Source organism: Sinomonas sp. ASV322 (genome assembly GCF_030908245.1).
Lineage (GTDB): Bacteria > Actinomycetota > Actinomycetes > Actinomycetales > Micrococcaceae > Sinomonas.
Genome location: NZ_JAVFJJ010000010.1, coordinates 110,443 through 137,210 on the forward strand (window position 1 = coordinate 110,443; position 26,768 = coordinate 137,210).

The window sequence follows — 26,768 nt, forward strand, 5'->3', positions numbered from 1 at the left end:
TGACTGCATGATTCACTAGGTGAATAATTACAGCTATGACTGATGTAACGGCACCTCTCACCCACCACGAGGACGCGCGGTCCCGCCGCCGCCCCGACGGGCCGAACGCGGGGATCCTCGCGATCGTCGTGCTCGCGCTCTCCACCGCCGCGGTCGCCCTGCCAGCCATCGCCGCGGGCACCATCTACCCCTCGCCGTCGGCCTCGTCCGCCGATGTCGCCCGCTACTTCGCGGACCACTCCTTCTCGGCTGCCCTCACGGGCTTCCTCGCCTTCGGGGCCTCGGTCCCGCTCGGGATCTACGCCGCTACCACCTATGCACGTCTCCTCCGGCTCGGCATCCGCGTGCCCGGCCCGAACATCGGGTTCTTCGGGGGAATCGCGGCGTCGGTCATGCTCGGCGCGTCCGGCCTCCTCATCTGGGCTCTGAGCCAGACGGCCGCGGAGGCCCCGGCCGCCGTCGTCCGCCTCGTCGCGGACGCCGCGTTCGCCCTCGGCGGCTTCGGCTTCGCCACAGGCGCCGGGCTTCTCATCGCGGGCACGGCCGTTCCCGCCCTCATCCTCCGGCTCACGCCGCGATGGTTCGCGTGGGCCGGGCTTGTGCTCGCAGCCGCGGGCGAGATCTCGTTCCTGGGCATGTTCTGGCAGGGGCTCGACTATGTGCTGCCGATCGTCCGATTCGTCGGGCTTGCGTGGCTCGCGGCCGTCGGCTTCATCCTCCCCCGCAACCGGCACGAGGTTCCGAAGCGCGGCGCCTGAGCCGCCGTGCGCGAGAGGTCTTGCGCCCTGCGCGAGAGGTCTTGCGCCCGTCGCTCCGGTCTGGAATAGTTTATGTTCACTATTACCCATTCCGACCCCCGGAGCGACATCGATGTCCACTGGCAACCTCCCCTACGCCGCACTCATCACGCGCCTCTCGCTCGAGGAGAAGGTGCACCTGCTCACGGGCGAGACGGCGTTCACGCTCCCGGGCAACGACACGATCGGCCTGGCCCCGCTCGCGTTCTCAGACGGGCCCACGGGCGTGCGGGGGCTCAAGTTCATGGGCGGGGACGCCGTCGCGCTCTTCCCGAACGCGACCCTCATCTCCGGCTCGTGGGACGACTCGGTGGCCGAGGAAGTCGGGCTCATGCTCTCCGAGGAGGCCCACCGCCAGAGCATCCACGTGGTGCTCGGCCCGACGATCAACCTCCACCGCTCACCGCTCGGCGGCCGGCTTTTCGAGGCCTACTCCGAAGACCCCTACCTGACGGGCCGCACCGCGTCCGCCTACGTGCGCGGCATGCAGGGCAACGGCACGGCGGCGTGCCTCAAGCACCTCGTCGCGAACGAGTCCGAGACGCTCCGCAACTTCATGGACTCGCGCGTGAGCGAGACGGCGCTGCGCGAGGTCTATCTCCTGCCGTTCGAGATGGCGGTCGAGGACGCGGGCGCGTGGTCGATGATGGCCGCATACAACGACATCAACGGCGTCTCAGCCACCGAGCAGGACCACGTCCAGAACGGGATCGTCAAGGGCGAATGGGGCTGGGACGGCCTCATCATGAGCGACTGGTTCGCCACGAAGCGCACCGTCGAATCCGCGAACGGCGGCCTCGACCTCGTCATGCCGGGGCCGGCCGGCCCGTGGGGCGAGCGCCTTGTCGCGGCCGTGCGCCGCGGCGAGGTCGCCGAGACGACGATTGACGATCACCTCGCGCGGCTCCTGCTCCTCGCCGACCGCACGGGCGGGCTCCGCCGCGACGCGGCAGAAACGGCCGACGGCGGGACGGCCGACGGCGGCGAGAGCCCCTTCCGCTCGGGCATGCCGGCCCCCGGCTCGGAGCTCCGCAAGGAGCAGCTGCGCCGCATCGCGGCCCGCGGCATGGTGGTAGCAAAGAACGACGGCGGTGCCTTGCCCCTTGCGGGCGGCCCCGAGACTGCAGGCCCCGTGGCCCTCATCGGCCGCCATGCCGTCGCGACCCAGGACATGGGCGGCGGCTCGGCCCAGGTCAACCCGCCCTACCAGTCGACGGTCGCGGAGGGCCTCACGGAGCGCCTCGGCGAGCGCGTCACGGTCGTGGACGGCGTGGACGTCCGCCGTCGCCCGATCGCCGCGAGTGCCGCGTTTGTCACGGACCCGGCCACGGGCGAAAGCGGTATGCGTGTGACCTACCTCGCCGCCGACGGCCGCGAGATCGCGAGCCGCCACGAGAACGGCACGGCCATCACGGTGGGCTGGGACGACGACTTCGCCGAGTCGCCCACCGCCGTCGTCTTCACCGCGGTGCTCTCGAACGACGCCGGTCGCGTCCGTCTTGGCGGAATCGGCGCGGGCAGCTGGACGATTTCGACGAACGCGGGCACGACCGCTGCCGGCGCTGAAGGCACCCCGGCGCTCAGCGCCGAGCTCGGGTTCTCGGGCTTCGACCCGGGCGAGGCCGTGCTCCGCCCGCCGGCGTTCGCCGAGGTCGTCACGCTCCCCGCGGGTGTGACCGTCACCGCGCGCCTCGACCTCAACCCGGTGGACTGGCGGGCAGTCCTCGACGCGCACCCCGCGGTCAAGGTCGCGGACGAGAGCCACCTGCTGACCATGGCCGGCTTCGGCGCCGTCGCGTTCGTCGCGGAGCCCGCGGGCCGCACCGACGACGAGGCCATCGACGCCTCCGTGGCGGCTGCGCGCGCGGCGGGCACGGCCGTCGTCGTCGTGGGACTCACGGAAGAGGACGAGACGGAGGCTTCGGACAAGGCCACGCTCGCCCTCCCGGGCCTCCAGAACGAACTCGTGCGGCGGGTCGCGGCGGCTGCCGAGTGCACCGTCGTCGTCGTCAATGCCGCGACGCCCGTGCTCATGCCGTGGATCGACGACGTCGACGCCGTGCTCATCGCGGGCCTGCCCGGGCAGGAGGGCGGCCACGCGATCGCCGCGGCGCTCACCGGCGAGGCCGAGCCCACGGGTCGCCTCGTCACGAGCTACCCCGCCGCGGACGGCGCCGCCCCCGCCTGGAACGTCACACCCGGCGAGGACCTCGGCCTCGAGTACTCGGACGGCACCGCGATCGGCTACCGCGGCTACCACGCCGGGACCGCCCCGGCCCCGCTGTTCTGGCTCGGCCACGGGCTCGGCTACGGCTCGTGGGAGTACGGAGCGGCCCGCCTCATCGAGGCGACCAACACAGCCGCCGGCGCCGCTCCCGTCCTCGAGGTCGAGGTCACGAACACGTCCCCGCGGCCCTCGCGCGAGACCGTCCAGGTGTACTTCGCCCCCGCCGAGGCCGAGCAGCCGGTGCGGCTCGCGGGCTACGCGGGCGTCGACGTCGCCCCCGGCGAGACGGCGACGGTCCGCGTCGCGTGCGACGCGCGGCTCTTCCGCCGCTGGGACGAGGCCGCCGCCGCGTGGGCTCCCCTCGCAGGCGGGGAACTCGTCGTCGCGCGCGGCCTCGGCGACGTGAAGGCCCGGGTATCCCTGTGACCCAAACCCGCCCGCCCCACCCGCCGCGCCGCTCGAGCGGCCGGCCGAAGGGGGCGGATAGCGCGGCCCGTCGCGAGGAGATCCTCGCGACGGCCGCGCGGGTCTTCTCCGAGGAGGGGTACCGCGGGACGCCGATGAGCGCGATCGCGCGGGCATCCGGCCTGAGCCAGACTGGCCTCCTGCACTACTTCCCAACCAAGGAGGACCTCCTCGAGGCCGTCATGGAGCGACGGGACGAGCTCGACTCGGCCCTCGCGCTCGCGCCGACCGGTGAACGACCCCGAGGCTGGGCGTTCATGGAGAGCATCGTCCGGCTCGTGCGGGTGAATCAGGGGCAGCCGGGGATCGTGCGGCTCTACACAACCGTCTCAGGCGAGGCGGTGGACCCTGCGCATCCCGCGAACGCGTGGCTCGTCGAACATCACACGAAGGCCCGCGAGATGTTCCGCGTTGTGTTTCGCGAGGCGGCCGAGGACGGTGCGCTCCGTCCCGACGCGCCGGTCGAGTCCCTGATCCGCTGCCTCGTGGCCGGGATGGACGGACTCCAGATCCAATGGCTCTCCGACGACTCGTACGAGGATATGGCCGGGGATTTCGAGGTACTCGTCGAGGCGCTCACGGCGCGCTGGAAGGCGTGACGCCGCGCCCCACACCATCAATTGCTGCGTAGATGTCGTTACGAGCGTCCATAACGACAGTTACGGAGCAGTCGATGACGACGGCGCCCCAGTCGCCGGCTCGGTCGCGGCCCAGCTCGCGAGGAGCCTGAGCCGCTCCTCGCTCGCGGAGCCCGGTTCGGCGATGTACGAGAACATCGTCCAGCCCGGGTTCGCGGGCAGTTCCATGGCCTCGTACGAGAGCTCGAGGTCGCCGACCACCGGGTGATGGATCCGTTTGAGGCCGGTTCGGTGGAACCTGACATCGTGCGCGGCCCACCGGATGCGGAACTCGTCGCTCCGGGTCGCGAGCTCGCCGATGAGGTCGGTGAGCGCTCTGTCATGCGGGTTGCGTCCCGCGTAACCGCGGAGGGTCGCGACGACGTCGTCCATGTTCTTCTTCCAGTCCGGGTAGAACACCCGCGCGGCGGGGTCGAGGAAGAGGAACCGCGCATTGTTCGGCGGGTTCCCCGAATTCTCCATCGCGGGCGCGTACAGCGCTCGGGCGAGGGCGTTGCACGCGATGAAGTCCATCCGCTCGTTCCGCACCCAAGTGGGCGCGCCGGTCACGGCGTCCACAAAGCGCTGGAGGCTCGGCCGCACTTGTTGCACCGTCGACGTGCGACGGCGGCTGGCCGGCTGCCGCTGAGCGGCGCGGGCGAGGTCGAACAGGTGGGCGGCCTCGGCGTCGTCGAGCTGGAGCGCCCGCGCGATCGCGTCGAGGATGTCGTCGGAGGCTCCCGCGAGGTCGCCGCGTTCGAGGCGCGCGTAGTAGTCGACGCTCACGTTCGCCAGAAGCGCGACCTCCTCGCGCCGCAGCCCGGGCACGCGGCGCCGGCTCCCCGCGACGATGCCGGCCTGCTCGGGCGTGACCCGCGCGCGGCGCGTCCTGAGGAACTCGCGCACGTCGCTTCTGCTGTCCATGTGTTCGAGGCTACGCTCGCGGGCCGGGGCGTGGGGTGCCCTGTCAGGACACGGATCGGGAGACGTACGCGGCTGCGGTGGCCTGACCGTCCCTCGGGTGCACCGGGCGCCCTTCCCCGCAATTGGGCTGCGGATCCGCGGCACCGGTGCGGGGAAGCGGCACCGGTGCGGCGCAGCGCGTCACTCCGCCTGCTGCGGCCTCACGAGCCGGACTTCCTCGAGGTCGAGCTGCGATTGGATCTGCCGGAGGACCGAGTCGTCGATCTCCCGGGCATCACGCAGCCGGACGACGACGGCGCGCTTCCGGGCGATGAGCGCGAGGCGGAGCTCGGTGTACTGGCGTGAACGGATGACGGCGGGATTGTCGCCGTCGCCGTCGAGGCCTGCGCTCATCGCGGAGAGGTGTTCCTCATATTCGGCCCGGATCCGGTCGAGCACATCGTCCGTGATGCCGAGCTCGCGCGCGATCCCGGGCATCGCGGCGAACGCCTCCTCGGACGCCGTGCGCTTGGCGAGGGCGAGCTCATCGGCTGCGGACGTGTCGGCGGGGATATGAGCCCAGCGGATCACGTACGGGAGAGCGGCGCCCTGGACCACGAGAGAGGCCACTACCGCGAAGGCCGCCACGAAGACGATCGTGTCCCGGGACGGAATCGTCGCCCCGACGGGGACGGAGAGCGCGACGGCGAGCGAGACGGCGCCGCGGAACCCCGCGAACGCGCTCACGAGCCGCGCCCGGTTCGTGGTCCGCAGCGATCGCTGATAAGGGCGCCGATCGATCGCGCGGATGATGTAGGCCGATAGGACGAGGAATCCGAAGCGGGTCACGATGCTCGTGACGAAGACGGCCGCGCCGATGACGATGGCCTGGCCGAACGCGAAGGTCGTGAGCCCCTCGATGACGGACGGGAGCTGCAGCCCGACGAGGACGAAGAGCGCCCCGTTGAGCAAGAACGTCACGAGGGTCCACACGGCGCCCGTCTGCTGTCGCGTATACGCGGAGATCGCGAGGGGCGAGGCGTGCGCGATGTAGAGACCGCAGGCAACGACGGCGAGGACCGCCGAGGCGTGGATGAGTTCGGCGCCGAGGAACGCGATGAACGGGGTGAGGAGCGTTCCCGCGTTGCCGTAGAGGGGGTTCGAGATGCGGCGCCGCGCTGCGAGCAGGATCCATCCCACGGCCAGGCCGACGATCACGCCCCCGCCGAACGAGTACACGAACTGCCCCGAGACCTGGAGCGCGTCGGGCGACGTGCCGGCGAGCGCCGAGCTCAGGGCAACGCCGTAGATCACGAGCGCCATGCCGTCATTCATGAGGCTTTCGGCGCGGAGCGTCGCGATCTGGCGGCGCGCGAGGCCCCGCCCGAGCGCGGAGACCGCGGTCGCGTCCGTCGGGGCCACCGCGGCGCCGATGATCCATGCCGCGCCCCAGTCGAGGCCGAGGGCGTGGGCGACGACGGCGATCGCCGATGCCGTGGCGATCACGAGAAGCGTCGCGCTGAGCATGACCCCGCGGATGTACGTGCGGATGGTGCGGAGCGACGTCGTGAGGCTCTCCCAATACAGGAGCGCCGGAAGGAAGAGGAGAAGGACCGTCTCGGGCGGCAGCCCGACGCCCCGGAAAGCCGGGATGAAGCTGAGCAGCACGCCCGCGACCAGGAGGATCACGGGCGCGTTCGCCCTGATCCGCTCGGCAGCGATGCTGCCGAGGACGACGGCGGCCCCCAGCGCGACCACGAGTTCAAGACCGAGCATGACGCACCTTCCGTCCTCAAGCCCCTCCCGCTGTGGATTCTATGCCGCGAGCCTCAGCATGGCCCCTCCGAACCGCGCCCTGATAGGGCCTCCCTCGCGCGAGACGGCCCCCGTAGCGTGATGCCCATGGCTGACAACATCACGACCACATGGCTCATCACGGGATGCTCGACGGGACTCGGCCGCGCGCTCGCGCGAGCCGTCCTCGCGAAGGGGGACAACGCCGTCGTCACCGCTCGCAGCGCGGAGACCCTCGCCGATCTGGCCGAGGCCTACCCCGCGACGGCCCTCGCCCTCTCGCTCGACGTCACCGACGCGGCGCAGGTCGCCGCTGCGGCGAAGTCCGCGGACGAGCGCTTCGGCGGCGTCGACGTCCTCGTCAACAATGCGGGGTACGGCTACCGCGCGGCCGTCGAAGAGGGCGACGACGGCGATGTCGCCGCGCTGTTCGCGACCAATGTCTTCGGGGCAGTCGCGATGATGAAGGCCGTCCTCCCGGGCATGCGGGAGCGCCGCCGCGGCGCGATCGTCAACATCTCCTCGATCGGCGCGCGCATCTGCCCGCCGGGATCGGGCTACTATTCGGCGGCGAAGGCCGCACTCGAGGGCATTTCGGGGGCCGCCCACAAGGAGCTCGCGCCGCTTGGCATCAGCGTGACGGTGGTCGAGCCGGGCGCCTTCCGCACCGACTTCGCCGGCCGTTCCCTCACGCAGGCCGCCACGCCCATCGCCGACTACGCAGAGACGGCGGGCAAGCGACGCAAGGAGCACGACACGGTCCACGGCACCCAGCCGGGCGACCCGGACAAGGCCGCTCTCGCGATCATCGCCGCGGTCGAGGCCGAACATACGCCCGCGTTCCTGCTCCTGGGGCGCGACGCGATCAGCGCCTACCGCGCGACCGCCGCCGCCCAGGCCGCCGAGGTCGACGCGTGGGAGGCCGTGAGCGCGAGCACGGGGTTCGACGCCTGAGCCTAGCCGTCCAGGTCCCGCGTGTAGCGCTCGGGCATGCGCGCGAAGGCCTCGACGTCCTCCCGTGGACTAGGAGGGTGTGCCGCCGAGACCGCGGCACACCCTCCCCTGCTTATCTGCCCCGGAAGGTCAGTGGCAATCCGGGATCGTCACCGACGCGGCCGAGCGACCGAAGTCGAGCCGCGCTGCGTCCGAGGACTGCAGGAAGCCGACGCTGAACGCAGAGACCGAGTGGGCGCGCGGCACCTGGGTGCCAGCCGCCGTCGTGCACGTGCTCGTCTCCTGGTGGTTGACCTGAATCGACACGACCTGCGCCGCCGCCCCGAAGACCGGCTGCAGCATGTCGACGACCGACGACGTGAAGCCGAACTTGATCTTGTTGATCGCCAGGTCGAAGATGCCGTTGCCCGCGTCCGCGATGATCAGGTTGTACGCGGGACGGAACACCGTACCGACCGTGTTGCCCACGACGGAGAGGGTGTTGAGCGTCGTGGCGAGGGTCGTGCCGAGGACGCTTCCCAGCGTTCCCGTGCTCGCGTTCGTGACGCGTGGCATCGTGCCCGTGACCGCCTGCTGGAGCGAGAAGCCCCACGTGAGGTTGATCGTGTTCGTCGGGTTGAGCTGGTTGTTCCAGTTCAGGCCGATGTGCACGGCGTCGAGCGAGTGCTCGATCGTGCCGATCGCGATGTTCGTCGCATCGTGCATGAGGTCGTGCACGGTCGATGCGATGAGCGGGTAGTCCTTCGAGTTCACGAGCTCCTTGTCTGCCGGCTGGCTGTTGAGGCCGCCCGCGGGGATCTGGTCGAGGTGGACCGTGACTGTGCCCGTCGAGAAGTCTAGGGTCACGACCTTGTTCCGCGACGTGATCGGCTTGGCGAGGAACGCCGAGAAGACCTTGTCTCGCGTGTTCGACTGGACCGTCACCGTCGGGGTGAGCTTCGTCGTCCCCGCGAGGAGGCGGAGTGCCGTCAGGTTCAGGTTCTGATTGACGGTCTGCTCGATGCTGCGGTCGACGGCGCCGAGGGCCTGATAGAGCTGGGCGGCGGCATCCTTCACGGCGGGCGAGCGGAACATCAGGTCGGCTTGGCCTACGCGGTACTGGTCAGGCTGCAGAACCCCGCTGACGAACTTCGTCTTCGACGCGAACGCCCCGAGCTGGAGCGTCGCCTGATCGACGAGGGCCGTTGGGAAGAGCCGCCGACCGCCCGCCGACAGGAGGTCGATGGTGACCGGATCGGCCGGGTTGGTGCCCGGCTGGAACGTGAAGTTCTCCCCCACCGCGCCCGAGGCCGCGTCCGCGTCAGTCGCCGAGGTGACCGTGCTGCGCGACGTGAGGAGCCCGCCGCGGCTCGGGTGGACGATCGAGCTCAGCGGAACGCTCGTGCCGCCGATGGTGATGGAGCCGCTTACCGGCGAGCCGCCCGGGACGCGGCCCTCGTTCGGGCCCGGGTTGCCGGGATACTGAGCCGCGCTGCCGCCGACCGACGCCTGTTCATTCCCGCCGATGCTGAAGCTGACAGGTGCGGCGGATGCGCTCGGTCCGTTGCAATGGCAATCCGCGGCAAGGGCAGGCGTTGCGGTGCTGAGGGCCAAGGCCACGGCCGACGCCATGCCAAGCATTTTGACGCGGCGCGGCAGAGACAGCGCGCGGCGTCTTTCGATCTTGAACATTGTGAGAACTCCTCTTAGTCGAGTGAAAAGCACTGCCGAATACGGGCGATTGGGAAGGCACGATCTGGCTGGCCCGGCGCAGGGCCGGGCCAGCCAGATACCTCAGGCGCGCTGACGGCGTCCGAAGGCGAGCAGCGGAACACCACTGGCAAGCAGGAGCGCTCCCGCCGTGAGCGGGCCGGAGGGATCTCCGCCTGTCATGGCGAGGAACGGACCCTGCTCGCCGATTCCGCTGGCGGAATTGCCGTTCAGGGCGGAATTCCCTGCGCCAAATGGGCTCTCCGCGCCTGTTCCGGCCAGAGCGCTGAACCCGGACGTCGGGTACACGGTGCCCTGGACATTCACGTGAGCTCCGCCGAAGGCGACGTCGCCGGGAACGCCGGCACCGGATGCACGGCCAGTGGCGGCCTCAGGCTGCCCGCCGGACGCCGCCGCGTCTGGGGTGGTGCCGCCCGGCGTCGTCGTGCCCGGTGTGGTGGCACCTGGGGCGGTGGCACCTGGGGTGACGTCGCCCGGCGTCGTGCTTCCCGGTGCCGATCCGCTCGGGGTCGTGCCGGCCGGCGTCGTGCTCTGCTGCGGAATGGCGCCGCCGCCCAAAGCCGAAGGCGACCCCACACCCAACGCGCTCGGCGCGGCGAAGGCTGCTGGTGCGGCCGCGTTCGAGATCGTGCTCAGGGCAGATTCCGTCGCGGCAAGCGGGGTGCCGAGTGCGCTTCCGAGGTTCGTCGGGTCGCTCGCAATCTGGCCAACCGTGGAAGGGACCGCCGCGACCAAGGCTCCGGCCGCCGACGCGACGGCGCCGAGGACGTCGGCCGGCTGCGAACCGGTCGGCGTCCCAGCCGGAACCGAACCCGTCGGCACACTGCCCGGCGTACCGCCCGGGAGCGTACCTGTCGGCGAACCACCCGGGAGCGAACCCGTCGGCGAACCACCCGTCGGCGTGCCGCTGGGGGTACCGCCCGGGGTACCGCCCGGCAGCGAACCTGGGAGCGAACCCGTCGGGTTGCCGCCCTGCAGCGAACCCGGGAGCGAGCCGCCCGGCAGACCACCCGGCAGCGAACCCGGGAGCGAGCCGCCCGGCAGACCACCCGGGACCGAACCCGTCGGCGAACCGCCCGGGAGCGAGCCGCCCGGGAGCGTGCCTATCGGGTTGCCGCCCGGCAGACCACCCGAGACCGAACCCGTCGGCGAACCACCCGGAAAACCACCCGGGACCGTACCGCCCGGAAGCGAACCCGTGGGCAAACCACCCGGCAGCGAACCCGTCGGCGTGCCGCTGGGGGTACCGCCCGGGGTACCGCCCGGGAGCGAACCCGGCAGACCGCCCGGCAGCGAACCCGTCGGCGAACCACCCGGCAGCGTGCCGCTTGGGGTACCGCCCGGGAGCGAACCAATCGGGTTGCCGCCCGGGAGACCACCCGGCAGCGTGCCACCCGGGAGTGAGCCCGTCGGGATGCCGCCCGTCGGCAAACCACCCGGCAGCGAACCACCCGGGAGCGAGCCCGGGAGCGAGCCCGTCGGCGTACCGCCCGGGAGCGTGCCTGTCAGGTTGCCGCCCGGCAGACCACCCGGGACCGAGCCCGCCGGGTTACCACCCGGGAGCGAACCCGTCGGCGAACCACCCGGCAGACCACCCGGGAGCGAACCCGTCGGCGAACCACCCGGCAGACCACCCGGGAGCGAGCCCGTCGGCGTACCGCCCGGGAGCGTGCCTGTCGGGTTGCCGCCCGGCAGACCACCCGGGACCGAGCCCGCCGGGTTACCACCCGGGAGCGAACCCGTCGGCGAACCACCCGGGAGCGTACCCGGAAGCGAACCCGTCGGCGAACCACCCGGGAGCGTACCCGGAAGCGAACCCGTCGGCGAACCACCCGGGAGCGTACCCGGAAGCGAACCCGTCGGCGTACCGCTCGGGACCGTACCGCCCGGGAGCGTGCCTGTGGGGTTGCCGCCCGGCAGACCACCCGGGACCGAGCCCGCCGGGTTACCACCCGGGAGCGAACCCGTCGGCGAACCACCCGGCAGACCACCCGGGAGCGTACCGCCCGGGAGTGAGCCCGTCGGGATGCCGCCCGGCAGCGAACCACCCGGCAGCGAACCCGGGAGCGAGCCCGTCGGCGTACCGCCCGGGAGCGAACCCGTCGGCGAACCACCCGGCAGACCACCCGGGACCGAGCCCGTCGGCGAACCGCCCGGGAGCGAACCCGTCGGCGAACCACCCGGCAGACCACCCGGGAGCGTACCGCCCGGGAGTGAGCCCGTCGGGATGCCGCCCGTCGGCGAACCACCCGGGACCGAGCCAATCGGGATGCCGCCCGGGACCGAGCCAATCGGGGTACCGCCCGGGACCGAGCCAATCGGGGTACCGCCCGGGAGCGTGCCAATCGGGGTACCGCCCGGCAGACCACCCGGGACCGAGCCCGTCGGGATGCCGCCCGGGAGCGTACCGCCCGGAAGCGAACCCGTCGGCAAACCACCCGGCAGCGAACCCGTCGGCGAACCGCCCGTCGGCGTACCGCTCGGGAGCGTACCGCCCGGGAGCGTACCGCCCGGGAGCGTACCGCCCGGGAGCGTACCGGTCGGGACCGAGCCCGTCGGCGAACCGCCCGGGAGCGTACCGCCCGGGAGCGAACCCGTCGGCAAACCACCCGGCAGCGAACCACCCGGCAGCGAACCCGGGAGCGAGCCCGTCGGCGCACCGCCCGGGAGCGTGCCTGTCGGGTTGCCGCCCGGCAGACCACCCGGGACCGAGCCCGCCGGGTTACCACCCGGGAGCGAACCCGTCGGCGAACCACCCGGCAGACCACCCGGGAGCGTGCCACCCGGGAGCGAACCCGTCGGCGAACCACCCGGCAGCGAACCCGGCAGCGTGCCCGTCGGGTTACCGCCTGGCAGACCACTCGGGAGCGAACCCGTCGGCAAACCACCCGGCAGCGAACCCGTCGGCAAACCGCCCGTCGGCGTGCCGCTGGGGGTACCGCCCGGGAGCGTACCGGTCGGGACCGAGCCCGTCGGCGTACCGCCCGGGACCGAGCCCGCCGGGTTACCACCCGGGAGCGAACCCGTCGGCGAACCACCCGGGAGCGTACCCGGGAGCAGACCGCCCGGCAGCGAACCCGTCGGCGAACCACCCGGCAGCGAACCCGGGAACGAACCCGTCGGCGAACCACCCGGGAGCGTACCCGGGAGCAGACCGCCCGGCAGCGAACCCGTCGGCGAACCACCCGGCAGCGAACCCGGGAGCGAGCCCGTCGGCGTACCGCCCGGGAGTGTACCGCCCGGGAGCGTGCCTGTGGGGTTGCCGCCCGGCAGACCACCCGGGACCGAGCCCGCCGGGTTACCACCCGGGAGCGAACCCGTCGGCAAACCACCCGGCAGCGAGCCCGTCGGGTTGCCGCCCGGCAGACCACCCGGGACCGAGCCCGACGGGTTACCACCCGGGAGCGAACCCGTCGGCGAACCACCCGGCAGACCACCCGGGAGCGTACCGCCCGGGAGTGAGCCCGTCGGGACGCCGCCCGTCGGCAAACCACCCGGCAGCGAACCACCCGGCAGCGAACCCGTCGGGATGCCGCCCGGGAGCGTGCCACCCGGGAGTGAGCCCGTCGGGATGCCGCCCGGCAGCGAACCCGTCGGCGAACCACCCGGCAGCGAACCCGGCAGCGTGCCCGTCGGGTTACCGCCCGGCAGACCACTCGGGAGCGAACCGCCCGGCAGCGAACCTGGGAGCGAGCCCGTCGGGATGCCGCTCGGGAGCGTACCGCCCGGGAGCGTGCCTGTCGGGTTGCCGCCCGGCAGACCACCCGGGACCGAGCCCGCCGGGTTACCACCCGGGAGCGAACCCGTCGGCGTACCGCCCGGGAGCGAGCCCGTCGGAAGCGAGCCCGTCGGGAGCGAACCGCCCGGAAGCGAACCCGGCAGACCACCCGGGAGCGAACCCGGCAGACCACCCGGGAGCGAACCCGTCGGGTTCTGGCCGAGTAGGCCCTCAACAGTGTTCAGCACCATCTCGGGCAAAGAGGATACGAGGCCAAGAAGGTCCGTGGTCCCGCTGAGCTGCCCGGGCTGCGAACCGGTGGGCATGCCACCCAGGAGCGAACCCGTCGGGAGCGAGCCAATCTGGTTGCCGCCCGGCAGTGTACCCGTCGGCGAACCACCCGGTACCGAGCCCGTCGGCAAACCGCCCTGCAGCGTACCCGTTGGGAGCGTGCCCGTCGGCAAACCACCCGGGAGCAGACCGCCCGTCAGCGAACCCGTCGGGAGGGTGCCCGACGGCAAACCGCCCGGGAGCGAACCCGTCGGGAGCGAGCCAATCGGGGTACCGCCCGGCAGACCACCCGGGAGCGAACCCGTCGGGAGCGAGCCCGTCTGCGAACCGCCCGGCAGACCACCCGGGAGCGTACCCGTCGGCAAACCACCCGGCAGCGAGCCAATCGGGATGCCGCCCGGCAGCGAGCCAATCGGCGTCCCGCCCGGCAGCGAACCCGTCAGCGTCCCGCCCGGGAGCGAACCGGGCGGGAGCGAGCCAATCGGGATGCCGCCCGGCAGCGAGCCAATCGGCGAACCGCCCGGCAGCGAACCCGTCAGCGTCCCGCCCGGGAGCGAACCGGGCGGGAGCGAGCCAATCGGGATGCCGCCCGGCAGCGAGCCAATCGGCGTCCCACCCGGGAGCGAACCCGTCGGGAGCAGACCACCCGGCAGCGAGCCAATCGGCGTCCCACCCGGGAGCGAACCCGTCGGGAGCAGACCACCCGGCAGCGAGCCAATCGGGGTACCGCCTGGCAAACCACCCGGGACCGAGCCCGTCGGGATGCCGCCCGGGAGCGTGCCACCCGGGAGCGAGCCCGTCGGGGTACCGCCCGGCAGACCACCGGGGAGCGAGCCAATCTGGTTGCCGCCCGGCAGACCACCCGGGACCGAGCCCGTCGGGATGCCGCCCGGGAGGGCGCTGACTGGAACCCCGGCGTTGCCGAGATCCGGCCCGGTCACGATCAGGTGAGGCGCCCCGCCCTGCGTCGGGACAGCGGCATCGACATAGACATTCGTGCTGTCGGTGCCGATCCGATCTGTCGTTGAGGCCCCGCGAGGCCCGACCGTCAGATCCCAAACGTCCTTCACACCAGCGACATCCAGGTTCTTCCCGACACTCACCCCGCCATCAGGGGTAAGCCCCGCGCGAACCGTGCCCACACCCGGAACCGGCACCACAACACCAGCCGGAACTGCAGCGCCCGGAACCGACCCAGCCGGCGAACCGCCCGGCAGACCCGGAACACCAGGAAGGACACCACCCGGGAGGGAGCCGATCGGCGAACCCAGAGCCCCCGGGGTCACCCCGGGAACACTCGGAAGCAAACCCGTCGGGGTACCGCCCGGGAGACCCGGAACGCCGGGAGTGCTGGGGTTCCCCAGCGTGTTGCTGAGGTCGTTGACCACACCGTTCACCGCGGCCTCGGGACCACCCAAAAGCGACCCGGGGTCAACCGCCCCGCCGCCCGGAGTGACACCTGTACCCGGAAGCTGGTCGGTGCCCGGAAGCTGGCTCACACCGGGGAGCTGGCCGACCATCTGGCCGAGCGAGTTGACCGCCTGCTCAGCGGCAACCACCGGGGTTCCGAGTAGCGAACCCGGCTCGGTGATGCCCCCGCCCGGAAGCTGGCCACCGCCACTGCCCGGCAGCGCGCCAGGAATCTGGCCGATCGCGCCGTTGACCGGGTCGAGCACGATCGACGGAAGTCCCCCCGGAATACCGCCACCCGGCGCACCCGGGATCCCGCCCGGAAGCGAACCGGTGCCGACACCAGGCAGACCGCCAAGGAGCGAGCCCGGATCAAGACCCGGGACACCCGGAAGAACCCCACCTTGGAGCGGACCTGGAGTCCCGGGAGTCACGCCGGGCCTGCCCGGCAGCGAACCGGTCGGTGAACCCGGCGGACCCGGCAATGTGCCGCCCGAGGTGCCTGGAAGGACGCCACCCTGCAGACCCGGGACGCCCGGAAGGGCGCCGCCCGGGATTCCGGCGTTGCCGAGGTCGGGCCCCGTCACGAACAGGTGAGGCGCCCCGCCCTGCGTCGGGACGGCGGCATCGACATAGACATTCGTGCTGTCGGTGCCGATCCGATCCGTCGTCGAGGCCCCGCGAGGCCCGACCGTCAGATCCCAGACGTCCTTCACGCCAGCGACATCCAGGTTCTTCCCGACACTCACCCCGCCATCAGGGGTGAACCCGGCGCGAACCGTGCCGACACCCGGAACCGGAACCACAACGCCTGCCGGAGAGGCCCCGCCCGGAACCGACCCAGTCGGCGAACCGCCCGGCATGCCCGGAACACCCGGAAGGACACCGCCCGGCAAGCCCGGCAGACCGCCCACAAGCGAACCCGGGTCAAGACCCGGAACGCCCGGGAGGACACCGCCCGGAAGCGAACCGGCTGGCGAACCCGGAGTACCCGGAGCTACGCCGGGAACACCCGGGAGCGAACCCGTCGGGAGCGAGCCGCCCTGCAGACCCGGGACGCCCGGGAGGGCGCCGCCCGGGACTCCGGCGTTGCCGAGATCCGGCCCGGTCACGAACAGGTGAGGCGCCCCGCCCTGCGTCGGGACGGCGGCATCGACATAGACATTCGTGCTGTCGGTGCCGATCCGATCCGTCGTCGAAGCCCCGCGAGGCCCGACCGTCAGATCCCAGACATCCTTCACACCAGCGACATCCAGATTCTTCCCGACACTCACCCCGCCATCAGAGGTGAGCCCGGCCCGAACGGTGCCGACACCCGGAACCGGCACCACAACACCAGCCGGAGCGGCCCCGCCCGGGACCGACCCAGTCGGCGAACCGCCAGACAGGCCCGGAACGCCCGGGAGCGAACCCGTCGGGATGCCACCCGGCAGACCCGGAACACCAGGAACGACACCACCCGGGACGCCGAGGCCAGGCAGCCCGCCGGTGACCGAACCGAGCACGGCCGACGGCACGCCGACGAGCGTCTGCGCAACCGGACCGGCCGCACCCGAGACAAGGCTCGAGGGATCCACAGGCAGACCGGGGAGGGCCCCGGTTCCCGGCAGACCGCCCGCACCCGGCTGCGACCCCGGAAGAACGGACCCGCCCAGGCTGACGGGAAGACCCGTGGCCTGATCGATGGCGTGGTCGGGAAGGCCCACATTGAGGTTCGCGAGGCCAAGATTCCCGTGCGCCGAGCACGGATCGGTCCCGCAGTTGCAGGGACCCGTGGTCTGGGCCGGGCTCCCGGCCGCAACGGGTTGCACGGCGCCGCCAAGGGTGGTGGGACCAAGGACGGGCGTGCTCGGCGCCGCACCCTGGACCTGCACCGGAGCCGTCCCCTGGGCCGCCGGCGCAGGCTGGCCAACGGCGCCGCCCGGAGCCGGAGCCCCGACCTCGACGGGCGTCGGGACAGGAGCGACGTCGGGAGCCTGAGTCCCTGCCGCTGGGGCGACGACGGCGGGCGCGACGACGGCCGGGGCCACCGCGGGAAGGGGCTGCGCGGCCGGCACGGCCACGGGAGCCGGAGCGGGCGCGGCCACGGGAGCCGGGGCCGCGACACCGACCCGCGGAGCAGCAGGCTGCGGCGCGGGAGCCGGAGCCGGCGCGGCGGGCGCTTGGCCCGCCGGGGAGAGAACTGACTGAGTGGTCTGGCCGAGCACATTGCCGACCGCACCGACCGTATTCCCCACGGTGTTGGTGAGCGTCGACAGGGTCGAGCCGAGAAGCGAGCCGGAATATTGGTTGGTGCTCGAGGTATTGGCCGGATCGACGAGGTTGGGGGTGGCCGTCACTGACGAGCCGTCCGCCAAGGCGCCGGTCTGTCCGATTCCGTAGAGACCACCGGCAACGAGGGTGCCGAGCAAGGCTCGGCGAACATGCCTGTTCACAACGAATCTCCTGACTGGTCGAAGGAACGCGCGGAGCGCGGAGAGAAGTCGCCTCCCACAGGGGCAGGCGCGTTCCTTCGTCAGTCAGGTGTGGAGCCGGGATCGAAAGTCGGGGCTTCGAGAAGCGAAGCGCCGCGGCGCGGGAGCTTTCCGGCCGTCGTGTCGTCGCCGCGCGCGGCAGCGTCCGCGGACGCGACCGCCAAGGGGTTGTCGTTGCCGCCCCGGAAGACGAACGACGACGACGCCGAGCCGAGCAGGTTCTGCGACGGCTGAGGTTCGGGAGCAGTGCCGTGACGCGACCCGGAGGCCAGAACGGCGTCCGACGCTCCAGCGAGCTGGGAGTGGCCGACTGGGTTGGCGAGGGCGATGAGCTGCGCCCACGCTAGGGGCCTCGGGGCCCGGGCCGCCGCGGCCGCAGAGGCGCTCATCGCGGGTGCGGTAGCCTCGGAGGCCGGCACGAGAGCCGAGGCCTGCGCGGGTCCCACGGCCTCAGTCACCGGCACCGGCTGCGACGGCTGGCCAAGCGGGACCGGAGCCGAGGCGGGGCCGGCGATCGCGTGCCCGAGCTGCACGACCGGAGCCGTGACCTGAGCAAGCGGCAGCGACGAGACCGTGCCGCCAACGGTTCCTCCGACGGCCCTGACGGTTCCGCCAAGCGTCGACGTTGCACCGTTGACGACGGTCGCAAGCGGCGCGAGCGGTCCGGTGAGTACGGGGTCGACGATCGCGGGCACCGTGTGCTGGACAACGCCGGCGACCGTGCTGGTCGTCGTCGTGACAAGGGTCGACGTCGTCTGCTGGACTTCCGCGACGGTCGTCTGGACCGACCCGACGGTCACCGAGACGGTCTGCGTGCCGAGCCGAAGAACCGATGTGACCGGCTGAAGGAGCCCGCCTCGCGTCGGGGCCGCGCCTTGACCGTACGACGACGGCGCCGCCCCCGCGGCGGCGGGCTGCCCCGCCGTCGTGCTCGCCGTGGCGCTAGCCGCGGAGTGGGCCGACGACGCCGTGAAGCCGGAAGCTGCCAATGTCACCGCTGCCGGTGGGGGCGCCGTCGTCGTCGTGCTTGCGTCGTTCGCGGACGCCGCGCCGCCGGCCAAGAGGAGCCATCCGAGACCGAGGCCGCCCGCAGCGGCCGCGTACCGGGCAAGGCGAAGCACACTGCTGCGCACGTTCTCCGCAGTCGGCATGTCCCCTCCCCTCTGGGCATGCGACAGACGCACTGGCGCCTGTACTCATCGGTCGTTCCCCACTCAACCGGCCGTTGACAAGTTTTGTCAAGGCGTGACAAGCATTTAAATAACAAAAACTTGTCAAACCATCGCCGCTACGGGCTCGGGGGCGCCGATGCCGGGGCGTTGAGCGTCGCGTTGTCGAGCGGGAGCAGGGGCGCCACGGCGGGGAAGACCCACGCGAAGAGCGCGACGACGACGGCCGCGAACAAGACCACGCACAGCAAAGCCTTCACGGGGCGCCCGCCGGGAAGGGCCCTCCACAGCGCTGCGTACATCACTGGCCTCCCTTGAGCTCGGCGGGTTCGCCGTTCGCCCGGGGAACGAAGCGGTCGAACCGGGCATGCACGATATACCGGCCGGTCGATCCCCACCGCGGATTGCACGAGGTGAGGGTGAGCCACCGCTGCGTCGGCGCCTGCCCTGGATGATCAGGGACCGGCGCAATCACCTCGACCTGGTTGGGCCGCACGATCTCGTGGCTCTCGGCCTTGTAGACGTACCAGCCGTCCTTCGTCTCGACGACCATCGCATCGCCAGGCTGGATCGTATCGATGTCGATGAGGGGGTTGCCCGCGCCCGAGCGATGCCCTGCGAAGGACGCGTTGCCCACCTGCCCCGGGAGCGCCGTGCCCTCGTAGTGGCCGACGTTGTGCAGGAGGACATCGAGCCCCACCCCTTCCCCGACCGGCTTCGCCCACGTCGCCCCGAGGCGCGGGATGCGGATGACGCCGAACAGCTCGCCGTAGGCGATCTTCTGCTCGAGCACCGGGATGGCATCAGGCGTCGAGGGCGCGGGGTGCACGGCGTCGAACTGCTGCGAGAGCACCTTCGCCTGTGCCTCCTGGGAATGACCCTCGGTCCAGCCTACCCAGCCGTACTGCCACACGATGAAGAGGAACACGAGGACACCCGCGGTGACCATGAGCTCCCCCAGCGTGAAGAGCACCCTTCTCATGGCGTTCACCGAGGCCTCCCCCCTGCCTGTTGATCAGCCCGCCGGCTGGTTCGGGCCGCCGTTGAGATTCGCGCGATTGGGCGGCGTGAGCGGATTCTGCGCGAAAACATCACGAGGAGCCATCGTAAAGCCCTGCCAATGGGTGAACATCGGGCTCTGGTCCTCGTCACGCGGAACGTGGTGGAACGAGACGGCAACCCACGAGACGACGTCGCTGAGGGCTTCCTTGTCCGCGACGAACTGCGGGACGTCCGCCGTCGGGCAGCCCGTCGAGAGATTCTCGGTGGCGAACTTCTCGCAGTCCTTGAACTGCGAGAAGGCGACGTCGTAGCCGAAGGCCGCATCGCCGTCGCCCGCTCCGTGCATGCCAGCCATGTCGCCGGAGCCCGTGGGAGAGTAGCCGTCGGTCGCCTCGAGCTGGAGCTGGTAGGACATCTGATGGCCGTCGGCGTTCTGCTGGGGCCCTGCCACGCTCCACCACCGGCGATCCTGGACGCGGCGCATCGTCTCGTTGGCGATGGGGGCGAGCGCGCCGTTGAGGATCGCCGAGGCGCTGCCTCGCTGGCCGGAGAAGTCGGAGTTGTACTCCGACACCTTCTGCGGCCCGCCGAGGTCCCAGTGGACCCGCCACACCGCGTTGTGGGTGTGGCTCACGGCCATGCCCGATTGCCCCTTGCCGATCGGGGAGCCCCACGCGAGGTTGTCCGTGTAGTCCGTGGGCGAGAGGTCGCCCATCGCGCCGAGCTGCGGGGTGACGCTCCCGTCCTCGCCGAAGGAGAACAGCGTGGTGTATTCGTACCAGCCGACCTCGGAGATCGTGCTGAGGCGGAAGTCGTGGAGCCGCTCCGAGATCGGGTTGCCGTTGTAGGTGCTGCGCAGGCCGACACCCGTGTCCGCCTCCTCGCTGCACAGGACCTCGCGGGTCTCAGAATCGCCGAGCGCCCCGTTGCCGAAGTTCGGGATGCTCGCCTTGACGCGGGTTCCCCCACACTCGTTCGTCCTCAGGGTCTGCATGTTGCGGCCGCCGAAGCCGTGGTCGGTGATGTCGCGGGTCATCTGCAGGCCGCTGTCGTACGGGACCTCGAGCTGGGAGAGCTCGAGCTCCTTGAGCACGGGCACGGCGGGTTTCCCCGGAGCCGTGTACGCGGCGTTCGTGATGACGAGGCCCATCTGCGGGTCGACCTTCCAGCACATGCTCCACACCGTGCCGGAGGCAAACGCGTGCGTCATGGGGGCCGCACCGTCAGCGCACGACGGCGGCGCAACACTCGCGCTCGCGGCGGCACCATGGGCGGGGGCCGAGCCGGAGACGGCGGGCGCCGGATTCGCGGGCTGCGCGGCGGCGATGAGCGCGCCCGCGCCGAGTCCCCCGAGGAACAGAAAGACGGCTCCTGCCGCGGCGGCAACGACGAGGCGCGGTCTGTTCATGGTTTCCTGCATATCTGTTTTGCCCATTGATTGCGAGTCAATCGGGGTTCACGTGCGGGTCAAAGAAGGAGGGTGTGCCGCCGAGACCCGCGGCACACCCTCCGGTTCGGTGGTGACTAGCGGCAGTCAGCCAGCGTCACGGACGAGGCCGACTGGCCGAGGTCGAGCCGTGCCGCGTTCGAGGACTGGAGGAAGCCGATGCTGAACGCCGAGATCGAGTGCGCGTTCGGCAGCTGGGCGCCGCCCGACGTCGTGCACGTGCTCGTCGTCTGGTGGTTGACCTGGACCGAGACGACCTGCGCCGCCATGCCGAAGACCGGCTGGAGCATGTTCACGACCGACGACGTGAAGCCGAACTTGATCTGGTTGATCAGGAGATCGAACACCCCGTTGCCGCCGTTGGCGATGATCAGGTTGTACGCCGGGAGGAACAGCTGACCCACTGCGTTGCCCGCGATCGTGAGCGTGTTGAGCGTCGTGACGAGGGTGGTCCCCGTGATGCTGCCCACGAGGCCCGTGCTGTTGTTCGTCGCGCGGGGCATCGTGCCCGTGACGGCCTGCTGGAGCGAGAAGTTCCACGAGACGTTCACGGTGTCAGACGGGCCGAGCGGGCCCGACCAATTGAGGCCGATCTGGACCGCGTCGAGCGAGTGCTCGATCGTGCCGATCGCGATGTTGGTCGCGTCGTGCATGAGGTCGTGGACCGTCGTGGCGATGAGCGGGTAGTCGGACGAGTTGACGAGTTCCTTGTTGGCGGGCTGGCTGTTGATGCCGCCTGCGGGGATCTGATCGAGGTGGACCGTGACCGTGCCCGTGGAGAAGTCGATCGTGACGACCCTGTTGTGGGACGTGAGCGGCTTGGCGAGGAACGCCGAGAAGATCTTGTCCCGCGTGTTCGAGTGGACGGTGAGCGTCGGCGTCGGAAGCGTGCCGCCCACAAGGTTCTTGAGCGTGGTGAGCGGGACGTTCTGGCTGACGGTCTGCTCGATGTCGCGGTCGACCGCGCCGAGAGCCTGGTACAGCTGGGCGGCAGCGTCCTTGACCGCCGGCGAATGGACCACGAGATCGGCTTGGCCAACGCGGTACTGGTCCGGCTGGAGCTGGCCATTGACGAACCTCGTCTCCGAGGCGAAGGCCCCGAGCTGGAGGGTCACCTGATCGGCGACGCTCGAGGGAACGGCCGAGTTGCCGCCGGCCGCGAGCAGATCGATCGTGGCGGGCTGGGCCGGATCCGCACCCGGCTGGAAGGACAGGTTCGAGCCGAGGGCACCGGACGCGGCATCCGTGTCGATGGGCGACGACGCCGTGCTGCGCGAGGTGAGCGGCCCGCCGAGGTTCACGAAGCCGCTCAGGGCAACATTCGAGCCGCCGAACGCGACCGACCCGCTGAGCTGGGCGTTGGCCGACACGCCGCCCGTGTTCGGTCCGGCGTTGCCCGGGTACCACGCGGAGCTTCCCCCGAACGTCGCGTTCGGCGCTCCGCCCGTGCTGAATTGCGCGGGCGCGGCGTCGGCCCGAGACTGCACTGCGGTGTCCGCGAGGGCGGGCCCGGCCGAGCCGAGCGCAAGCGCGATGGCCGAGGCCACACCCAACACCTTGGAACGTCGCGTCATAGAAAATGCGTGGAATATCAATTTCTCGGACATTTGAGGGCTCCTCCCAGATAAGTGCGATGCTCAGGCAGCACGGACGACCGGCCGCCATGAAACACGCGGATTCCCTGACGCTAAAAAAGTTGCATTTCTATGCAGGAACTGTCAATAGCTGTTATGAAAATTGCGCGAGGCCTCCCAAGCGGGCACAGAAGATTAATTTAGACACGCCTGATGCCGCTTTCAGCGTGGTTCGTTCGGTGGAACGAACAGCATTGAAAACGCCGTCAGATCAAGAAAATGACGGGATTGCGAGATCGATTCCCGTATTCACGAGAGCTCGCACAATCGCGTCGATGCCGCAGAATTCGCGGCGAGCTTCGTCGTCGTCCTCGTTTGACGGAAGAGGCAGCCGCATTCCTAGGCCAACCATCGCGCTCGGCTCCTCTCGACGCCGCGGGACGCGTCGCCGTCGTCCGCTTGAAATATGGTGACCCGAATTCGAGTCGGGACATTGGGGTGGGCGGCTGGGCCGGGGAACGTCCCCGACCCAGCCACCACTGAGGCTTCCCCTGCTCAGCCCGGCGGATGACCGCCGGGCTGAGCTCGGGTCAGGCCTGCCGCCGACGGCGGCCGTACATGAGGAACGGGACACCGCCGGCCAGGAGCAGGGCGCCGCCTGCGATGGCCGGGGCCATGGAATCCGCTCCCGTCATGGCGAGCGCGGGGATCCCCGTCGCCGCGAGGGCGAGGGCTCCGCTCGAGGCGGGCGTGATCCCGAAGCCGGCGAGGTTGATCCCGCCGAATGTCCCGGAACCGGAACCGGTGTCAGCGAGGTCAGCCAGGGGGCTGATCACCGATCCGCCCCCCGTGCTGCCCACGGTGCCGCCGTTCGCGCCGCCGGTGACCGAACCGGTTCCGTCGCCCGTGCCGCCAACACCGCCGATGCCGCCGCTGCCGCCGACACCGGCGCTGCCGCCGATGCCGCCCGTGGCGCCGCTGCCGCCGACACCGGGGCTGCCGCCGTTGCCACCGGCTCCCCCGCTACCCGAGCCGCCGCCCGAGATGTCCACGGAATTGAGGAGGCTGCCGAGGTCGGTCGTCACGGTGCCGACCGGGGCCGTCAGAAGACCGCCGAGGTTGGCCGGATCGCTCGCGAGGTCCCCGACGGTCGTGGTCACGGTCCCGAGGGCCGGATCCACTGCGTCGTTCACGGCGTTCGTGACAGCTCCGGCGTCCGGAAGACCCGGAAGCGCCGGGAGGCTGGGAACGCTCGGAACACCGGGAACGCTCGGGAGGCTCGGGACGCCGGGGAGGCCCGGAAGTCCGGCTGTGCCCGGAAGACCCGGAGCCTGACCAACCACACCTTCGACTGAGTTCACCACGTCACCGGGGACGTTGCTCACGTTCGGCAGCCCCGGGACCGCGGGAAGAGCCGGAAGGCTCGGAACACCGCCCGGAAGGCCAGGCAGACCCGGCGCACCGGGGTTGCCCGGGAGGCCGCTAGCGGCCCCTTCGGCCGTGTGCACGATCTCCTCAATCACGTTGACGACATCCTGCAGACCCGAGCCACCGGGGTTTCCGCCGGTCGGGAGCTGGTTGAGGACTCCGCCGACGACGGGATCAACCGCGTTCGTCACCGTACCCGGGATGTTGCCGACGTTCGGGAGACCCGGAACCGACGGAACACCGGGAAGACCCGGAAGACCAGGAAGACCGCCACCATTCGGGAGGTTCCCAAGGACACCGTTGACGATCGGATCAACCGCACCAGTCACCGCACCCGGAAGGCCACCCACATTCGGCAGCCCCGGAACCGACGGAACACCCGGGAGGCTCGGCACGCCGGGCAGGCCCGGAAGACCGCCACCGTTCGGAAGCTGACCCAGCAGCCCATCGACCGCGTTCGTCACCGTCCCCGGAAGGCCGCCGACATTCGGCAGACCCGGAACCGACGGAACACCCGGAAGACCCGGAACCGACGGAACACCCGGCAGACCCGGAACCGACGGAACACCCGGCAGACCCGGAACCGACGGAACACCCGGCAGACCCGGAACCGACGGAACACCCGGAACGCCGCCGCCGGTCGGAAGCTGACCCAGAAGGCCATCGACCGCGTTCGTCACCGTGCCCGGAAGGCCGCCGACATTCGGCAGACCCGGAACCGACGGAACACCCGGAACCGAAGGAACACCCGGAAGACCCGGGAGGCTCGGCACGCCGGGCAGGCCCGGAAGACCGCCACCGGTCGGAAGCTGACCCAGCAGCCCATCGACCGTGCTCGTCACGGCGCCCGGAAGGCCGCCGACATTCGGCAGACCCGGAAGACCGCCACCATTCGGGACACCCGGAACCGACGGAACACCCGGCAGACCCGGAACCGACGGAACACCCGGAACACCGGGGAGCCCGCCACCGTTCGGAAGCTGACCCAGCAGCCCATCGACCGTGCTCGTCACCGTGCCCGGAAGGCCACCCACGTTCGGGACACCCGGAACCGACGGGACACCCGGCAGGCCCGGAACCGACGGAACACCCGGCAGGCTCGGCACGCCCGGAAGACCGGGGAGCCCGCCACCGGTCGGAAGCTGACCCAGCAGCCCATCGACCGTGCTCGTCACGGCGCCCGGAAGGCCGCCGACATTCGGGACACCCGGAACCGAGGGAACACCTGGCAGGCCCGGAACCGACGGAACACCCGGAACACCGGGGAGCCCGCCACCGGTCGGAAGGTGCCCGAGAACGTCGTTGACGACCGGAGCAACCGCACCGGTCACCGTGCCTGGAAGGTCACCCACGTTCGGAAGACCTGGAACCGACGGAACACCCGGCAGACCCGGAAGGCCGCCACCGGTCGGAAGGTGCCCGAGAACACCGTCGACCGTGTTCGTCACCGTGCTCGGAAGGCCGCCGACATTCGGCAGGCCCGGAGCCGACGGAACACCCGGAAGACCGGGGAGCCCGCCACCGGTCGGGAGCTGACCCAGGAGGCCATCGACCGTACTCGTCACCGTGCCGGGAAGGCCGCCGACGTTCGGGACACCCGGAACCGACGGGACACCCGGCAGGCCCGGAAGGCCGCCACCATTCGGGAGGTTCCCAAGGACACCGTTGACGATCGGATCAACCGCACCAGTCACCGTGCCCGGAAGGCCACCGACATTCGGGACACCCGGAACCGAGGGAACACCCGGCAGGCCAGGAACCGACGGAACACCCGGCAGGCTCGGCACGCCCGGAAGACCGGGGAGCCCGCCACCGGTCGGAAGCTGACCCAGCAGCCCATCGACCGCGTTCGTCACCGTGCCCGGAAGGCCGCCGACATTCGGCAGACCCGGAACCGACGGAACACCCGGAACCGAAGGAACACCCGGAAGACCCGGGAGGCTCGGCACGCCGGGCAGGCCCGGAAGACCGCCGCCGTTCGGGAGCTGACCCAAGAGGCCGTCGACCGTGTTCGTCACCGTGCCCGGAAGGTCACCCACATTCGGAACACCCGGAACCGACGGGACACCCGGCAGGCCCGGAACCGACGGAACACCAGGGAGGCTCGGCACGCCGGGGAGCCCGCCGCCGTTCGGAAGGTGCCCGAGGACACCATCGACAACCGGAGCAACCACGTTGGTCACCGTGCCAGGAATGTCACCGACATTCGGCAGACCCGGAACCGAGGGAACGCCCGGAAGGCCAGGAACGCCGCCACCGTTCGGAAGGTGCCCGAGAACATCGTTGACGACCGGAGCAACCACGTTGATCACCGTGCCGGGAATGTCGCCGACGTTCGGCAGGCCGGGAACCGACGGAACACCCGGAAGACCGGGCAGACCTCCACCATTCGGAAGGTGCCCGAGAACACCGTCAACCGCATTGGTCACCGTGCCCGGAAGGCCACCCACATTCGGCAGGCCCGGAACCGACGGAACGCCCGGAACACCGGGGAGCCCGCCACCGGTCGGAAGCTGACCCAGCAGCCCATCGACCGTGCTCGTCACCGTACCCGGAAGGCCGCCCACATTCGGGACACCCGGAACCGACGGAACACCGGGAAGACCCGGGAGGCTCGGCACGCCGGGCAGGCCCGGAAGACCGCCACCGCTCGGAAGCTGACCCAGCAGCCCATCGACCGCGTTCGTCACCGTGCCCGGAAGGCCACCCACATTCGGAACACCCGGAACCGAAGGAACACCCGGAACACCCGGGAGGCTCGGCACGCCGGGCAGGCCCGGAAGACCGC

Annotated in this window: 13 protein-coding genes and 1 pseudogene; 4 read left to right on the forward strand and 10 right to left on the reverse strand. The window is 71.0% G+C overall.

All coding sequences use genetic code 11. The features are described 5' to 3' along the window. The first annotated feature begins 35 nt into the window (after positions 1-35). From RBS12_RS14195 to RBS12_RS14205, 3 genes are all read left to right on the forward strand, one after another. A complete protein-coding gene (locus RBS12_RS14195; protein ID WP_307966771.1) occupies positions 36-758 on the forward strand; it encodes a hypothetical protein in 723 nt (240 codons plus the stop codon). Positions 759-870: 112 nt separating this feature from the next. Beyond that, a complete protein-coding gene (locus RBS12_RS14200) occupies positions 871-3,450 on the forward strand; it encodes a glycoside hydrolase family 3 C-terminal domain-containing protein (RefSeq protein WP_307966772.1) in 2,580 nt (859 codons plus the stop codon). After that, a complete protein-coding gene (locus RBS12_RS14205) occupies positions 3,447-4,088 on the forward strand; it encodes a TetR/AcrR family transcriptional regulator (RefSeq protein WP_307966773.1) in 642 nt (213 codons plus the stop codon). Before RBS12_RS14200 ends, RBS12_RS14205 begins: the two co-directional genes overlap by 4 nt. 60 nt (positions 4,089-4,148) lie before the next feature. Here the strand turns inward: RBS12_RS14205 and RBS12_RS14210 are convergent, their stop codons facing one another. Next, the gene (locus RBS12_RS14210; RefSeq protein ID WP_307966774.1) at positions 4,149-5,030 is read right to left on the reverse strand and encodes a helix-turn-helix transcriptional regulator; all 882 of its coding nucleotides are present in this window, start codon (positions 5,028-5,030) and stop codon (positions 4,149-4,151) included. A gap of 180 nt (positions 5,031-5,210) precedes the next feature. Next, positions 5,211-6,785 (reverse strand): Na+/H+ antiporter, encoded by a 1,575-nt coding sequence (locus tag RBS12_RS14215; RefSeq protein WP_307966775.1) that lies wholly within the window; start codon positions 6,783-6,785, stop codon positions 5,211-5,213. Positions 6,786-6,911: 126 nt separating this feature from the next. Between RBS12_RS14215 and RBS12_RS14220 the strand changes: the two genes are divergently transcribed. Further along, positions 6,912-7,757: an oxidoreductase gene (locus RBS12_RS14220; RefSeq protein WP_307966776.1), complete on the forward strand. Its 846-nt coding sequence runs from the start codon at positions 6,912-6,914 to the stop codon at positions 7,755-7,757. 129 nt (positions 7,758-7,886) lie between these two features. Here RBS12_RS14220 and RBS12_RS14225 read toward each other — a convergent pair whose 3' ends face one another. The 8 genes and pseudogenes from RBS12_RS14225 to RBS12_RS14260 all read right to left on the reverse strand — a co-directional run. Next, entirely contained in the window at positions 7,887-9,368 is a 1,482-nt protein-coding gene (locus RBS12_RS14225; RefSeq protein WP_307966777.1) for a choice-of-anchor G family protein, read from the reverse strand. A 162-nt stretch (positions 9,369-9,530) separates the two neighbouring features. Beyond that, positions 9,531-17,321, reverse strand: a complete 7,791-nt coding sequence (locus RBS12_RS14230; RefSeq protein WP_307966778.1) for a hypothetical protein — start codon at positions 17,319-17,321, stop codon at positions 9,531-9,533. A gap of 80 nt (positions 17,322-17,401) precedes the next feature. Continuing rightward, a complete protein-coding gene (locus tag RBS12_RS14235) occupies positions 17,402-18,511 on the reverse strand; it encodes a hypothetical protein (RefSeq protein WP_307966779.1) in 1,110 nt (369 codons plus the stop codon). A gap of 137 nt (positions 18,512-18,648) precedes the next feature. Further along, positions 18,649-18,831: a hypothetical protein gene (locus RBS12_RS14240; RefSeq protein ID WP_307966787.1), complete on the reverse strand. Its 183-nt coding sequence runs from the start codon at positions 18,829-18,831 to the stop codon at positions 18,649-18,651. Beyond that, positions 18,831-19,511, reverse strand: a complete 681-nt coding sequence (locus RBS12_RS14245) for a class E sortase (protein ID WP_307966788.1) — start codon at positions 19,509-19,511, stop codon at positions 18,831-18,833. The genes RBS12_RS14240 and RBS12_RS14245 overlap by 1 nt, the downstream gene beginning before the upstream one ends. Positions 19,512-19,544: 33 nt before the next feature. Further along, entirely contained in the window at positions 19,545-20,939 is a 1,395-nt protein-coding gene (locus RBS12_RS14250; protein ID WP_307966780.1) for a copper amine oxidase, read from the reverse strand. Between the two features lie 116 nt (positions 20,940-21,055). Continuing rightward, complete coding sequence (locus tag RBS12_RS14255; protein WP_307966781.1) at positions 21,056-22,525, reverse strand: choice-of-anchor G family protein; 1,470 nt, start codon at positions 22,523-22,525, stop codon at positions 21,056-21,058. Positions 22,526-23,142: 617 nt separating this feature from the next. Beyond that, a pseudogene (locus RBS12_RS14260) lies at positions 23,143-26,768 on the reverse strand (hypothetical protein); the annotation flags it as partial.